Origin of the sequence: Enterococcus pernyi, assembly GCF_045371165.1 — a bacterium.
GTDB classification, from domain to species: domain Bacteria; phylum Bacillota; class Bacilli; order Lactobacillales; family Enterococcaceae; genus Enterococcus_B; species Enterococcus_B pernyi.
The window spans coordinates 1-13,191 of record NZ_JBIQDM010000015.1 but is presented as its reverse complement, the minus strand read 5'-3'; the positions used below and the strand labels follow the sequence as shown (position 1 = coordinate 13,191).

General features: G+C 34.5%; 16 protein-coding genes. 3 read left to right on the top strand and 13 right to left on the bottom strand.

The annotated features are described in order from the left end of the window. Positions 1-29: 29 nt before the first annotated feature. The gene (locus ACH0AK_RS13660; RefSeq protein WP_086335645.1) at positions 30-320 is read left to right on the top strand and encodes a hypothetical protein; all 291 of its coding nucleotides are present in this window, start codon (positions 30-32) and stop codon (positions 318-320) included. Beyond that, the gene (locus ACH0AK_RS13655; protein ID WP_499796991.1) at positions 317-1,624 is read left to right on the top strand and encodes a class III lanthionine synthetase LanKC N-terminal domain-containing protein; all 1,308 of its coding nucleotides are present in this window, start codon (positions 317-319) and stop codon (positions 1,622-1,624) included. Before ACH0AK_RS13660 ends, ACH0AK_RS13655 begins: the two co-directional genes overlap by 4 nt. Before the next feature lie 251 nt (positions 1,625-1,875). Here ACH0AK_RS13655 and ACH0AK_RS13650 read toward each other — a convergent pair whose 3' ends face one another. The 6 genes from ACH0AK_RS13650 to ACH0AK_RS13625 form a co-directional block, all read right to left on the bottom strand. Then, on the bottom strand, positions 1,876-2,229 hold the full coding sequence (locus tag ACH0AK_RS13650; RefSeq protein WP_499796989.1) for a DUF7006 family protein: 354 nt from the start codon (positions 2,227-2,229) through the stop codon (positions 1,876-1,878). A gap of 136 nt (positions 2,230-2,365) precedes the next feature. Continuing rightward, the gene (locus ACH0AK_RS13645; RefSeq protein ID WP_499796988.1) at positions 2,366-4,723 is read right to left on the bottom strand and encodes a WxL domain-containing protein; all 2,358 of its coding nucleotides are present in this window, start codon (positions 4,721-4,723) and stop codon (positions 2,366-2,368) included. Further along, on the bottom strand, positions 4,723-5,790 hold the full coding sequence (locus ACH0AK_RS13640; RefSeq protein ID WP_499796986.1) for a WxLIP family cell surface protein: 1,068 nt from the start codon (positions 5,788-5,790) through the stop codon (positions 4,723-4,725). The genes ACH0AK_RS13645 and ACH0AK_RS13640 overlap by 1 nt, the downstream gene beginning before the upstream one ends. Before the next feature lie 106 nt (positions 5,791-5,896). Continuing rightward, entirely contained in the window at positions 5,897-6,739 is an 843-nt protein-coding gene (locus ACH0AK_RS13635) for a WxL domain-containing protein (protein ID WP_499796985.1), read from the bottom strand. 4 nt (positions 6,740-6,743) lie between these two features. Further along, entirely contained in the window at positions 6,744-7,100 is a 357-nt protein-coding gene (locus ACH0AK_RS13630; RefSeq protein ID WP_499797023.1) for an EF2685/EF0750 family sortase-dependent surface protein, read from the bottom strand. 724 nt (positions 7,101-7,824) lie between these two features. Then, complete coding sequence (locus ACH0AK_RS13625; RefSeq protein WP_499796984.1) at positions 7,825-8,934, bottom strand: pectate lyase family protein; 1,110 nt, start codon at positions 8,932-8,934, stop codon at positions 7,825-7,827. Positions 8,935-9,250: 316 nt separating this feature from the next. Here ACH0AK_RS13625 and ACH0AK_RS13620 point away from each other — a divergent pair, with 316 nt between their 5' ends. Next, positions 9,251-9,466 carry a DUF378 domain-containing protein gene (locus ACH0AK_RS13620; RefSeq protein WP_071868076.1) on the top strand — a complete coding sequence of 72 codons (216 nt, stop codon included), beginning with the start codon at positions 9,251-9,253 and terminating at the stop codon, positions 9,464-9,466. 140 nt (positions 9,467-9,606) lie between these two features. On the opposite strand, the gene ACH0AK_RS13615 is transcribed toward ACH0AK_RS13620, so the two are convergent. The 7 genes from ACH0AK_RS13615 to ACH0AK_RS13585 all read right to left on the bottom strand — a co-directional run bounded on the left by ACH0AK_RS13615 (position 9,607) and on the right by ACH0AK_RS13585 (position 13,049). Then, positions 9,607-9,903 carry a type II toxin-antitoxin system RelE family toxin gene (locus ACH0AK_RS13615; RefSeq protein WP_499796983.1) on the bottom strand — a complete coding sequence of 99 codons (297 nt, stop codon included), beginning with the start codon at positions 9,901-9,903 and terminating at the stop codon, positions 9,607-9,609. Beyond that, positions 9,900-10,139: a type II toxin-antitoxin system RelB/DinJ family antitoxin gene (locus tag ACH0AK_RS13610; protein WP_499796981.1), complete on the bottom strand. Its 240-nt coding sequence runs from the start codon at positions 10,137-10,139 to the stop codon at positions 9,900-9,902. Before ACH0AK_RS13610 ends, ACH0AK_RS13615 begins: the two co-directional genes overlap by 4 nt. Before the next feature lie 145 nt (positions 10,140-10,284). Then, positions 10,285-10,542, bottom strand: a complete 258-nt coding sequence (locus ACH0AK_RS13605) for a hypothetical protein (protein ID WP_499796979.1) — start codon at positions 10,540-10,542, stop codon at positions 10,285-10,287. After that, positions 10,535-10,699, bottom strand: coding sequence for a hypothetical protein (locus ACH0AK_RS13600; protein WP_016249989.1), 165 nt, complete (start codon positions 10,697-10,699; stop codon positions 10,535-10,537). The genes ACH0AK_RS13605 and ACH0AK_RS13600 overlap by 8 nt, the downstream gene beginning before the upstream one ends. 140 nt (positions 10,700-10,839) lie before the next feature. After that, the gene (locus tag ACH0AK_RS13595) at positions 10,840-12,150 is read right to left on the bottom strand and encodes a PcfJ domain-containing protein (RefSeq protein WP_499796978.1); all 1,311 of its coding nucleotides are present in this window, start codon (positions 12,148-12,150) and stop codon (positions 10,840-10,842) included. Then, positions 12,147-12,560 carry a Cas9 inhibitor AcrIIA9 family protein gene (locus tag ACH0AK_RS13590; protein WP_499796977.1) on the bottom strand — a complete coding sequence of 138 codons (414 nt, stop codon included), beginning with the start codon at positions 12,558-12,560 and terminating at the stop codon, positions 12,147-12,149. Before ACH0AK_RS13590 ends, ACH0AK_RS13595 begins: the two co-directional genes overlap by 4 nt. A 39-nt stretch (positions 12,561-12,599) precedes the next feature. Next, positions 12,600-13,049 (bottom strand): JAB domain-containing protein, encoded by a 450-nt coding sequence (locus ACH0AK_RS13585; RefSeq protein WP_010736452.1) that lies wholly within the window; start codon positions 13,047-13,049, stop codon positions 12,600-12,602. Between the last annotated feature and the right edge of the window lie 142 nt (positions 13,050-13,191).

Here is a 13,191-nt window from a genome sequence, read left to right as displayed (position 1 = left end):
AATCTTACTTAAAAGAGAGGGATTCTAATATGGCTGAACGAACCATCGATCAGAAAATTCAGAATGTTTTAAAAAATTTTATTGATTCCTATAAGGATAATCGAAGTCTCACTCCCCAAACCTCCTATTTATTTTATGATTTTATAATTCTATCCTACCATAATAAAAGAGAAAATCGTTACAGTATTTCTACGTTGTCAGAAATATTATTAGCGGAAGATATTGAAGCAAATTTATTAATAAATATATACGCTCATTCCCTTTATGTATTAGCATTGAACGATGGCAAGCAAATATATGGTAAAGGATTTTTAATATGAACTACTATGATCGAGTTAAGAAGCAACATGGTATCTATTTTAATTTATTATCTAAATATAACTTACATCCCCTAAAAAAAGATCACTGGATTTATGCATACAAACAATTGTATAACAAAAAAAAACAGGGATTTAAAATTCATTTAAGTGCTAATACTAATAATGCCATTAATATAGCTGAAAAATTTTTAAACTATAATAAAACAAAACAACTAGACTTTAAAATCGTTTCTACTCTAGCAAAATTTGACATACAAAATACTGGGGCATTAGGATATTCTCAAATAGGAAAGTTAATCACTATTTATCCAAACGATGATGATGAATTTCTTTGTACACTTAATGAGCTAGAACTGATTTTCAAATCAGACTTATCTCCTGAAATCCCTTCAGATTTTAGATATATGTTAAGTTCTGTGGTTAATTATAGATATGGGGAAATAGTTGTAGACCCTAATTTCAATGACCCTAGAGACAAAACTATTCCGAGCGATATAATTATACCTGTAGACGATTACTATATTCCCAGACTAAAAGAAATTCCTAAACACTTATTGCTATTTAAAGTTATAAAGAAAACTGGTAAAGGTGGAACATATCAATGCCTTGATTTAAAAAGAAATGAGCTAGTACTATTAAAACAAGGTATGCATCAAGGTGATTTAACAATCAATAATGTGGATACTATTAATCTTTTATCTTTAGAAAAGAGGAGCCTCTTAAAACTAAATAAAGAAACTCAATTTCCAACGTTTATTGACGATTTTTATTTAGAAAACTCTTATTTCTTGGAAATAAATTATCTAAATAAAGAGACTCTATATCAATTTATGAAAAAAGAACCGTTATCTCCTGAAAAAATAAAATTAATTATTTTAGAAATTATTTCAGTAGTTAAATTACTCCATGAAAAATATAATATTATTCATAGGGATATTTCATTCGATAATATTTTAATTGATGAACATCAGGAAATTTCTTTGATTGATTTTGAATTTTCCTATGATCTGAATCAATGGAATCCACCTTCTATTATTATGGGTACTCCCGGATTTTATAACGTAAACCGATTAAATATAGACCGATACACAGATGTTTACAGCCTTATCAGTCTATTATATTTTATGGATAATTTCGATCTATATTGTAATTATAAAAATGACCACAACAAATTAACTTTACAAAGAAATTCAATAGATAAAGGTACTAGTTCTTTTTGTTTTATCTATTTACAAGCTCAGTCTCATTCCGCTAGGTATTCATTAGATATGCTTGAACATGATTTAAGGACCCTAAGCGTTTAATTTATTATAGTTAAACTCAACTAATCTGCACAACTTAAATGTCCCCTATCAATAAATTATATTCTATTGAATAACGCTAAGTCCGACAGGGTATACTCTGTTGGACTCCTGTTGTCTATTGAATGCATTGTTTAACTGAATATAGTTTTATTAAATAATTCTATGAAAAAAGAAAGTTGCTTAAATTATATAAATATAAAAAGATTGTCTAGAAATTATTTTTTCTAAACAACCCTTTTACAAGTTTATTTTTAGACTACATTAAATACCATCGAATATTTGTTTTTTGTAATCAGCTCATTACCACAAATTTCCTTGAAGTACGTACGATAGTCCGTCTCAACAATCCGAAGGATCTCTTTTATTGGCAATTTGCTATAGTCATAACAAATCAATTCTGCCATTAGTGTTAATTTCGCATCTACCCCTAGGATCTTCGGGAAATTTTCCGTAAAATTATCTGGTGAAATCGTACTTATTAATTGATTGAGTTGCTCGAATTGTTGCGTTAGGTACTCATTCAATTTTTCTGTTTCCCTTTTATCTTGTGGCATGCTTTCTTGCAACTGAAGCAGATAACTATCCTTCGTTATTGGTATTTCCATCTTTTAGACTCCTTTCTAATTGACAGGATAAAATTTATCTATTGATGGATCCACAGGAAATCACGCATAATTTTGTGGATCATTTTGGCAGATAGTATGTTTCATTAAAGAAACAACAGATGTAGAGAGCAATCTTTTAATTACTAGGAACAGCGCTCAATTCCCACGTCAGTGTGCTTTTGTAGGTTGTAGCCTCGGGAGTTGCTCCTCTGGGTACCGTAAGCGTCACGCTCTCCGATGCTGTTTCTCCATCGCCAAAGCGATAAATCCAAGTTCCTTGCCCTTCATCACCCTGAGCCATCAATAATACCCGTTTAACACCTGGAGTCAATGCCAATGGATTGGTCTGTTGGAGTTCAGGTGCTATACCATCTTGTGCAGTAGCTAATTGTTGGTTCGTTAGGCGCAGTTGAGCACCCGTCAACTGATGGCCTACTTCATTTTCAAATTGTGTTTTTTGCGTAACCGCTAATTGCCAGCCATGGCGTTCTGTATCTGACCTACGGTCACTAACTTGGATATAGTTGGGGCGTTTCTCAATTTCATTAACGGTACCATCTTCATTCAATAAACGTTGTGTTTGCGCGAAATAAGTTTGATCTCTCGCCGAGATACCTTGCGTACCAAAGTGGAATTGCGAGACAAAATCGATACTTAACCTTCCCTGATCTTCAGGAAGCTGTGGTTTATTTTCTGGATCAATTTCTGTCTCTGGATCCAAGGGATCCACTGGTACGACATTAGATGCTTCATAGATATAAGATACCTCAATCGTCTCTCGAGAAAATTCACCTACTTCATTGGAAGGCCTTTTTATTAGTTGATAACCAGAAATCTGTTTGTCTTTTGTTTGATAATTTTCACCTAGCAGTCCCGTAATGACTTCAGGATCTGCAATCTCATTTTCCTCTGTATCAATATACTTTGCGATAACGGTTCGTGTCATTTCTTCAACAGGGCGACTGCTCATTCGAGAATATGAGGCCAATCCGGAAGCATCGTATAATTTTTGAAAACGATCATTCGTTGTCGTACCAATAACCGAAGCATTGGCACCAGATAGTGACGCATGAATATCAGAAAATACTATAGAAGCCTTTTCTTCTTCTTGTAGTCCTAAATCCCACAAGGCTAAATTTGTCGAATCAATGCTAACATTAATATCTCCATCTGTTATTGTACCACCGGATAAGTTTTTGATATCAATCAAACTACCTCTCATTATCTCTATGTTATTAGTACTCTTACTAATTATTCCAGAACTCCAGTCACTGGTTAACAAGAATTCACCTGCATTCCCAATTCTGATATTTTCTATCGTTCCTAATCCGTTATTCGTAATATTCATATTTGCTTTTCCTTCAACATTTAAATTATTTAGGCTTCGAATTGGATTACCTAACAAAAAAGTATTGTTTAAATTGAATGTTGACCCTTGAGAAATATTAAATGATGTTAAACTGTCACTAAAATCTAAAACTCCATTTGTAAGATTAAGAACACTATTATTAAGTATCTCGATTGATTGTACACTAATAAATATTCCAGGCAATGATTGAGCTAAGGTACCGGAAAGTTTACTTAAAGTATTTACGCCTCCATCAAATATTACAGAATAATTTGATGTGGATGCCGTCCTATTGGAAAAAACAATCATGTTATTGCTAAAATCAAAATCGCGTAATCTAATTTGTACATTGCTACCATTTACATGAATAGCTGTATTAGATGGAGGGAGATTTGTACGAAATACTAAGCTTGTTAATCCTAGAACAGAATTGTTCCCCAATGTAATTTGAATGTTTCCTGTATATAATTGAAATCCATTTCCATTAATTTCAAGATTTCTTGTCAGTGTATTTAATGATTGACTTAAAGAAATATTATTAACCAAATTAATTCTGGTCACACTCGTGTCATTGAAAGCATTTCTGAACTGAGTTTCTGTGCTAACAGTGGTGTCTGAAATATCCTCAGATTGTTCTTGATCTGTTGTAAGTTCTTCTTCTGATAACACTTCTTGTCTATTAATCTCAATCATTGCTGTTGTATCTTCCAAAAACAACTCGTAGTTTCCTTCTGATTCAAATACTAAAGGAAGAACAAACGTAGTTCGAACACTCTCTGATTGAACAATCCATTCATAAGGCTGCTCTTCTTGTACAACTGAAGTTCCTTCTGATAACTGATCTTTGATGATTGTTGCTTCTTCGGGTAATCTAATCTTTACTTCAGAGACTTCTTGATCAGAAGAAATTGTCACATTGATTGGGGAATTGACGATTCCTTGCATGTCGGATTGTTGAAAGTTAAAGTTAGGATCATTAGTTAGTTCTTCTAAGGAGTTTTGGGTAGAAGAAAGTTCAACTGGTTCATGTTCATCGGTGTCCATCGTTGTCTCTGCGGATAATATGCCGATCGGCATGAAAGCTGTTTGAATCACTAGAATTGTCGTCCCTAAAAGAAGCATCGTTCTTCTTAATCTTGAACTCATTACATTCCCTCCGTCTTATTCGTTTGCTCTTTTTTTCTTTTATGGATAAATAGGTAAAGAATGATTCCGAATAATGACACAAGTAAAATGATTGAGCCAATCATCCACCAATTAATACCTGAATCAATCGTGACATCTGCACGATTCAATGCTCGCGCTTCATCTGCATCAATCGTAAATTTTCGTTCCCATTGCCATTCCTCTTCTCCTGAACGTGCTGTCATTTTTAATAGATACTCGCCACTACGAAAGCGATCGCCTTCTAAAGAAATCGGAAAATTGAAATTAGAGTTTGGTGCCATTTGCATTTGCTCTTGACTGGCTTGGTATAAAATATCCTCTTCGCCAACTCGTTGCACCGTTGCTTCAACTTCTAAGCGATTCACGAATGTTGGGGTGAAGTTTTGTAGATTCGCACTGATCACATTACGGTAGTTGAGTTGATCGGCAAAAACATCTAACAACTCTAAATCAGGTTGTACAGCATCTTGTTTGTTGCTCACCACCACCCCGATGATATAGGCAAACTCATTTTGGATGGAGACTCCTTCTTCGTTACTCGTCTCTTCTGTTGTTTCTTCTTTGACTTCTTCGATCCGTAAGCCACCTGCTAAGAATCCTTCGAAGGCTTCTTTGGGCATCTTTAGATCAAGGGTCACTGTTTTCGTTTCGTTTCCTGCAAGTTCAATGATTTCGGGTTGTTCAATCAACTCACCCAGCGAATGATTGAGCGTTGGATCGGATTCTTCCGCGTCTTGTCCGTACTCCACGACCCCCATCACATTCGTATACGCAGTATGTGGCGTGATTTTGATTTTCTTTGCTTCGGCATTGGCGTTTTGTAGTTTCAATGTCAACTTTTCTGTCGCATCTGGCGCAAGGTTTAATTGAAAATAACGATCATTTCCTGACTTTTGATTTTCTGAGAACTCCGGCGTTACATAAAAATTCAAGGTTCCTTCTTCTGCCCCCACGCGCATCGGTGCCAGCAAACTAACCAATAATAGAACCAGTATCATCCCTACTTCTTGGATTTTCTTTTTTCGATATGTATTTGCTTGTTTCATTCGTTTACCCCTTCCTTTAAAGAGAGTAGCGCTACAAAATTGTAACGCTACGTCATTTGTTTCTATGATCTAAAATAGCTTGCCTTCCACCGATTCAGAATCTAGATTATGCTTCACCATTTTCTTCGTCTACACCACTACTACCAGGGGTATTGGATAATTCCCAAGTTAGTGTTGATTTGTATTGTGTCGCATCTTTCGCTGTCTTACCAGGAACAAATAATTGGATTGCATCATTGGTCACTACATCCTTCTCTGGATCCGCCTCTTGCGCATCTAGGTCTGCTTGGTTCCCCCAAACAACGGAAGATACCCCTGCCCCTTTATCTTTTTCAGCTGTCATCACGGATACCGCAGAAGCATTTGGCATCAATTTCAATCCACTTGTATGCGCTCCTGGTGCATTTCCAGCCGTGTTTCCTTCATACTGGATTCTTGGATCCAACAATGAAATCTCTGCACCGATCAGTGTATCATTCACCGTTGTATTCGTTGCTTTAAAGTCGGTCATGCGTACTTGTAGATCCCAACCAGCATTCGTTCCACGAACATCTTGTACTTGTGCAAAACTGACATAAGGAACTTTGTTTTCCTCACCTGTTGTACCAGCTTTTTGTTGCTTTTCTGCGATCATATTATAGGTTTGATCTTGATTTGAGATCACTTGTGACCCAAAGTTCATGGTGGCAGCTTTCATGATCGATAAAGGTCCGGTTGTTCCTGGTACTTCAGGATTAATATCAACGTCTGGCTCTGTTTCTGGCGGCACAACGACTAGCTCTTCCTCTTCATTTGGTGTAAATTCAATTATTCCATCTGTCTCTACCTTAGTTACTGCTTTTGATGTTTCTTCGGGAGTTTCAGGTGTTTCATCTGCGAAAGCTGTCAGTCCTCCTGCAAAAATGGTGGAGCTTAACGCTGCAATGGTTGCTAATCTAACGAATTTCATGTATTTAAATCCTACTTTCTTGGTTTGTTTTTTTCGTTTTGTGTTTCCAAAAACTAAGAGTAACGACGATGATCAGAATACCCAATATTTTCCAAATATTCATCTGACTCTCGTTCGTTTGCGGTAATCTTTTATGCTCGCTCTTTGGCACTTCTGATGGTGCTTGGGCGATTTCTTTGGGAAAGGTTGGTTTTACTTCAACTTCGGGTGCTGGCTCTGGCGTTCCTGGTGTTTCATAGACGCCAGTAAAACTAACTGTTCCTTCTGTTTCTACCGACCGGACTTCTGTCCCATAAACAATCATTGGCACATACAGTTGAATAAGTAACATACCTACACTTAGTATGTATCTTTTTTGAATTTCATATCCCTCCCCCTATAATCCTTCTCACATAAGAGTTATTCACATTAACTCTCTGCTAAACAAGGTTAACACAGTACAAACTCTGAGAATATTCATGATTTTCACCAACTAGTGAACTTGCTTATACTTTATTTATACGTTGTTTCATTCGATACTTCGTTTCTTAGTACAGAAAACTAGAGGAAATACCTTAGTAGCTAAAACTTTCCTTTTAGCTTCTGTGTCAGGTTTTATCCATCTCATGTATTATTTTCACCTTTTTTTTTATGTTCTATCACCTCCCTTTTTAAAACTATCTCAAAAATCTTCGGTTTTGAGAAGAGCACAAAAAAAGACATCTTATAACATCAGATGTCTTGAAAAAGTGATTATATTAGGTTTTTAATTTAAGAATGTAAATAACGTATTTATATTATCAAAACCGAAGATTTTTGAGAATGAGCGTGCAAGGACAAAGCTAATTAAGACTCTCTTGCTTTAACAATAATAACACTTTATATCTATAAGTGAAAACTTTTTTTTCATAGGGTGGTGAAAAAATTGTTTTTCCTTTTTAGCTTCGTTTCTAAAACGCAAAATAATATTTTATTTATATACTCTTTTATTTTTTGTTTAACAGTAAACTCGACTGGACTACTGTTAAACATCTAAATCTGACTAATTATGTGAACTTTTAACTAACTCGAAATAATAACACATCTTAAGGTATGTTATACATGACTTACTCAGTATATTGTCCAGCATTCGCCTTCACATATACTTCAACTTCATTTACAGGAATTGAGGGTAGCCTATAGTAGTCGGACGGATTCCAATTGATACCATATGAAGGTACTTCTTGGTATTTTCCAGTTTGATCTTGATCATAACTACTATTGATCAAAAGATTATTTTTATTCAATAGGTATCCCATTGGTGAAGGAGGGCCATCTGGGTGCCCCCAAGATCGGCGCGTATTAATAAAGGTGTTCTCTTCAGCAATGACTTGTGCGCTGACACCAACACCGATTCCATAGCTGGAAATATCCGTATAAAGGTTATTTAGAACGTGAACTTCCCCAAAACGAACCCGAGGATTTCTTTGTTCAGTTCCCTTGAACCAATTATAAGCAAATGTAACTTTTAATTTATCCATATCTTGCGCTCCATTTGAATCAGAATGACCCACCAAAATCGTTTTATTGTGATTGGTAAAAATATTATTTGAAACGGTGATCCAATTCGAACCTCGTTTGATGTCGATTAATCCATCATGTCTATTGCTCCCAGTAGGTACCTCAGTTGCAGTCCAAGGTTCATCTGAAAAATAATTATGATCAATCCAAATATACTGACTATTCTCAATAGTAATTGCATCGATTTCAGTAAAATCACCAGGATTCAAACGACTTTGCACGTTTGTTTGTATACCTCCACTACCATCCGGATACTCACCTTCATCAAAAGATAGCGCATTGGTTAATTTCAAATTTCTAATAATCACTTGCTCTTGCCCACGAACTCTTAAACCACCACCAGTAATTTCTGCATGATGGCTGGTACCAATGATTGATTTGTTTGAACCCACATCCACTATTACTCCTGGAGAAGAGACAAATAAATCTGTTAAATCAATTTTGCTTTTCACATAAATCGTCGCTGGTTGATTGCCGCGTACAGCTTCCCGAAAATCATGTGCCGTATCAACAAAAATTTGACGACCATCTTGTCCACCTACTGTTCCTGTACTATAGCCAGCAAACCCAAAGCTATTTGTAGGGATTTCTGCTGCTTCAATACTCGAAGCTATACCACCAAAAAACAACAAGCACAATATAATTAGTTTTCGCATACTGTTCTCCTATTTTTATTTTTTAGAACTCAATCGATATTCTAACTACAATTATACATGTTATTGCTTTATATTGATAATCTATCATCTAAAAAACCACATTGTATTATATTTTTAGATTTTCAGCTGATTTTACTCTTAAAATTTGTAATCTAACGTTTTATAAGTTTGATAGTATTTTTAAATACATTATCTGTGATACATTTCCTTGTTTTCATCTTTTTGCGTAGTTTACTAAAATTACTGAGCGTTATATAAGCAATGTTTCTTTTTTTAGTACATAATTATTATAACAAATTAAGAAAGGAGAATTCTAATGAAAACTTTAGATGCTATTGCATTAACTTTATTGATTGTGGGAGGGCTGAACTGGCTGTTAGTCGGCTTGTTCGAGCTTGATTTAGTTGCTATGATTGCTGGTGGTTCAACAACTATCTTTGCAAAAATCATTTATATCGTCGTAGGCATTTGTGCAATCTACTGCATGAAATTCTTCCCAATGATTACTAAAAAAGTTGACGAAACATATTAAAAAGCTATTATCTTCATGATCCTTCCCGTTACCGGGAAGGATTTTTCGTTTGTGATCATCTGTTTTACATATTGAAATATAAAAAAGGATCAAAAACTTAAAAGTTTCTGCCCCCTTTGTAAATTAATGGTAGTTTATTTCTATCTACCCAATCTTTTTTCTGCTTCCCTGTAGACTTCTTTTTCGTTCCGTTTTCCGATCACTACAATTTCAATTATTTCAATCCCTAAGTCAGACTGTTTGAATATCACTCGCAAACCTAATTTTTTATGTTTCATTTTTTTACAATCTGCCAGTTTTCCTCTAAGAGGTTGTCCAGTGTCTAATCCAAATTCCTCAATTTTATTTAAAGACTTCCTTACTTGTAATTTTTGACTATTGTCGAGTTTTTCATAATCTTTTTTTGAAGCAGAAGTGTATTTTATTTTGTAACTCATTCCCACTCGTCCTCAATGCTATCTAAGTCTTCTCTCCAATTCATTCCCATAACTTCTTCGGCAGAGAAATATTTTGGAGCAGAGATTTCAAAAGGAATTTTTTGCTTACTAACTATTTGTTTGAAATAGATATTAATGGCGGTTGTAAAATCAAGTCCTAATGCTTCTAATGTTTCTGCTGTATTTTTCTTCAATTCAGAATCCAAATTAACGTTCAATCTTTCTTTTGTTGACATGTAACCCCTCCTATTTATACACCTAATATACACTTTTTAGGCGTATAAATCAATGATTTGATATCTCGATTTGTGATTTATTATCGTTTAAATATAATCCTATTAGTTATGACACTTATTCACTTTTCAGAATATATGAGTAAATCTACTTTAACCAATAAATTGTGTTGTCTTTACTCGGATATACTTTTAGTTTTCGTCCAGTCAGTTTTACCAAATCAAATAATATGCTGGTAGGTAATCCTTCTTCTTCCAGGGCATTGGATCGATAGCTGTGATTAGTCATCAATGCACAAGCAACTTCCTTATCTAAGACGCGTTGCTTTACCAATAAATCGACTAATTGACTCAAAGATAAATATTTCTGCTTGTTAGAGTGAATCCCACCTATAGTTTTAGTCATAAAGAATACTCTCCTTTGGTTCACAACTAATTTTTTCAGAATAGGCAGTCAACGTATCTAAATAACTTTCCGCTTCTTTTCGTGTTAGAAACTCCGCAATCTTCTTTTCATTTTTAAATACAAGATACTTTTCTTTTGCAGATTTGATCGTATACATTTATTCTCCTCCATTTCGGTTTTCTTCAAGCTTTACAAGCTGATTCTTGCATTGACTATCCTCTCAGTGATATACTGAACTTATACAAATCAGAAACGTTATGGGACTATCTTAATTCGTACTTAAGATAGTCCTTGTTTCTATGCTGCATACTTCTCTTTTCTAAGTTCTTTTTCCCAAATACTTATTGCCTCCCTCAATTCTTCTGGAACTGGCATACTATTCCTAGTACTTTGAACTTGTACAATTTTTCCATCTTTAAATTCTAATGTAAAGTATGGTTTGCTTGGACAATCAATCTTTCTTGCAAATAAAATGGTTGTTTCCCCCTTTGCGTGCCTGTCAATGTAGCTAGCTACACAATGCTTTAGTTCTTTTCCTTCTTGTTTTATGTCTTCTACAGACTTAGGTAGTATGAACAAGATATTACCGACTTGTCGCTCCATATAAGCTAATTTTTGGGCTCGTATTACAAACTTCTTTTTTTCATTTTCTGTTTTTCTAGCATTGATAACATCTACTAATTTATCATGTGATTCTTCTAAATCATCAGGATACTTGTTTTTATTATTCACCTTGATTCCTTCGTCGTTTAACATATTCAGATAATCTCGATACATACTAAAACGTACCTCTTGCTTTAATAAATACTTTTGTAACTTCATTAAGTGATTATTTTCAAAAAACTCATTGATATCATATCTGGATATATATTTTTCAATACCTAAAATCATTTGAATGCCTCGTGTTTCCATTTCTTTTTTTAACAAGAAGTCACTATATCCACGAGAGGATTTTTGAAAAAACTTCTTGAACTTTCTTAGCCAATTTTTTGTCATTACACGCATATCTATCAGGTATATTTTGTTCATAATATCCTGTGCAAGCTGTTTTGCCCCTATTTTTTGAGCAAATTCAATTCTTTCTCTGTATTTGTAAATGTGGGTTAATTGTTCTGGTTGCACGCCTCTCAAGTCAAGATATTTTAGCTCTGAACTTCTACCTAGCTTCTCTATCCAACCATTAGGATAAACCTCTGGAATATAATAATTGAACATTCCAGTGACTGCTCTCTTACCAAAACGGTAATTCTCATTTGATTCTCTGCATAACTTCAAGTGCTTGTTCTCTGCTAACCTCTCTAAGTTTAAAAGGTGATATTTAAACATTTGCTTCCCTTCTTCAAAGAAAGAGTATACTTCATAGGTTTGTATCTCGATTCTTTTTGTCGATGACAGAACAATCATGAAATACTGGCACTTATCAAAAAATGTTAATCTTGAATTTTTTGCTAACCGTTTCTCATACGTGCAACTATGTTTTCTAGTCGAAGCGACAATCGTTTCTCGTTTGTTTTTCCATACATACGTTGGAAATTGTTGATAACACCATTCAAAGAATCCTTTTGGCGGTTTAAGACAATTTTTAGCATAATCATTCGCATTTTTCATAGAAAATCTAGCAAACTTAATTGCTCTCCTTCCGGTGATTTTGTTTCTTTTTTAGGAACATGGTTTTCTTTTTCGCATTGCTTACTTACTGTTACTAATGGATTCGTTACGCTCATCTTTGGTTGCTTTATTTCAACTTCTTCACTCTTAAAGTAATCTGTCACCCACTGAAAAACATCATCATGGATAATTAGTGCGCACCCTCCAATTACTTGCTTCATTGCTTGCGAATAACAGTACTGCATTGCCTTTCTAATACTTTTCCCTTCCTTTAGAATCCCCTCTAAAAGCTCATTATCTACTTGTACCTGTTGGCACAACCAATTGTGTATGATATCTTCCGACCTTGGACGTTCCTCACTCATTTCTTCCATCATCTTGGCATGTGCCTTTTCTATTAATTCATTCATTTCAATTCTCCTTTCTTATTGTGTGGTGCTTTCCATAAACTAGAAAGCACCTATCCGATTATTTTCTCGATACGAGTAGTAAGTATTTTGTCCAACAATAATATGGTCTAAAAGCTCGATATTTAACATTTTTCCGCACGATTCAATATTTTCGGTCACAATATCATCTTCCTTGCTTGGATTCGGCTTGTTTGAGGGGTGGTTATGTGCGATTAAAATTCGACAAGCATTTGATAGTAACGCACGTTGAAAGATATCTCTTGGGTGACAAGTAGTATAGTTTAACGTTCCCTTATGGACGATTGAGTAACTGTTAATATTATTCTTGGTATCTAAACATAACAGCACTAAATTTTCTTGTGTGTCATAGCCAATTTCATCTTGCAACCACTTTGCAATTGAATAAGACGAGGTAATCTTTAATGGTGGAAACTCTTCATAAACACGACATTCTTGCTTAATTTTGACGATTTCGTAGACTTTTTCCATAAATTCAGCTCATTTCTTTTAAGGTTTTGGTTTTTCAACATACATTTTTTTTTAACGTTTTTCTGAGGCGAAAAGGTTTTAAAAAATTTCAATTTTCAGATCGTTAGATTTCGCTCCTTTCTTTGATTAAACTTCGTTCCAT

Bases quoted from the DNA above. Each gene is read 5' to 3' on its own strand.
- ACH0AK_RS13600 (WP_016249989.1), bottom strand. From the start codon at position 10,699: ATGTATACGATCAAATCTGCAAAAGAAAAGTATCTTGTATTTAAAAAT.
- ACH0AK_RS13585 (WP_010736452.1), bottom strand. From the start codon at position 13,049: ATGGAAAAAGTCTACGAAATCGTCAAAATTAAGCAAGAATGTCGTGTT.
- ACH0AK_RS13595 (WP_499796978.1), bottom strand. From the start codon at position 12,150: ATGAAAAATGCGAATGATTATGCTAAAAATTGTCTTAAACCGCCAAAA.
- ACH0AK_RS13625 (WP_499796984.1), bottom strand. From the start codon at position 8,934: ATGCGAAAACTAATTATATTGTGCTTGTTGTTTTTTGGTGGTATAGCT.
- ACH0AK_RS13655 (WP_499796991.1), top strand. From the start codon at position 317: ATGAACTACTATGATCGAGTTAAGAAGCAACATGGTATCTATTTTAAT.
- ACH0AK_RS13615 (WP_499796983.1), bottom strand. From the start codon at position 9,903: ATGAGTTACAAAATAAAATACACTTCTGCTTCAAAAAAAGATTATGAA.
- ACH0AK_RS13620 (WP_071868076.1), top strand. From the start codon at position 9,251: ATGAAAACTTTAGATGCTATTGCATTAACTTTATTGATTGTGGGAGGG.
- ACH0AK_RS13640 (WP_499796986.1), bottom strand. From the start codon at position 5,790: ATGAAACAAGCAAATACATATCGAAAAAAGAAAATCCAAGAAGTAGGG.
- ACH0AK_RS13635 (WP_499796985.1), bottom strand. From the start codon at position 6,739: ATGAAATTCGTTAGATTAGCAACCATTGCAGCGTTAAGCTCCACCATT.
- ACH0AK_RS13645 (WP_499796988.1), bottom strand. From the start codon at position 4,723: ATGAGTTCAAGATTAAGAAGAACGATGCTTCTTTTAGGGACGACAATT.
- ACH0AK_RS13610 (WP_499796981.1), bottom strand. From the start codon at position 10,139: ATGTCAACAAAAGAAAGATTGAACGTTAATTTGGATTCTGAATTGAAG.
- ACH0AK_RS13605 (WP_499796979.1), bottom strand. From the start codon at position 10,542: ATGACTAAAACTATAGGTGGGATTCACTCTAACAAGCAGAAATATTTA.
- ACH0AK_RS13650 (WP_499796989.1), bottom strand. From the start codon at position 2,229: ATGGAAATACCAATAACGAAGGATAGTTATCTGCTTCAGTTGCAAGAA.
- ACH0AK_RS13660 (WP_086335645.1), top strand. From the start codon at position 30: ATGGCTGAACGAACCATCGATCAGAAAATTCAGAATGTTTTAAAAAAT.
- ACH0AK_RS13590 (WP_499796977.1), bottom strand. From the start codon at position 12,560: ATGAATGAATTAATAGAAAAGGCACATGCCAAGATGATGGAAGAAATG.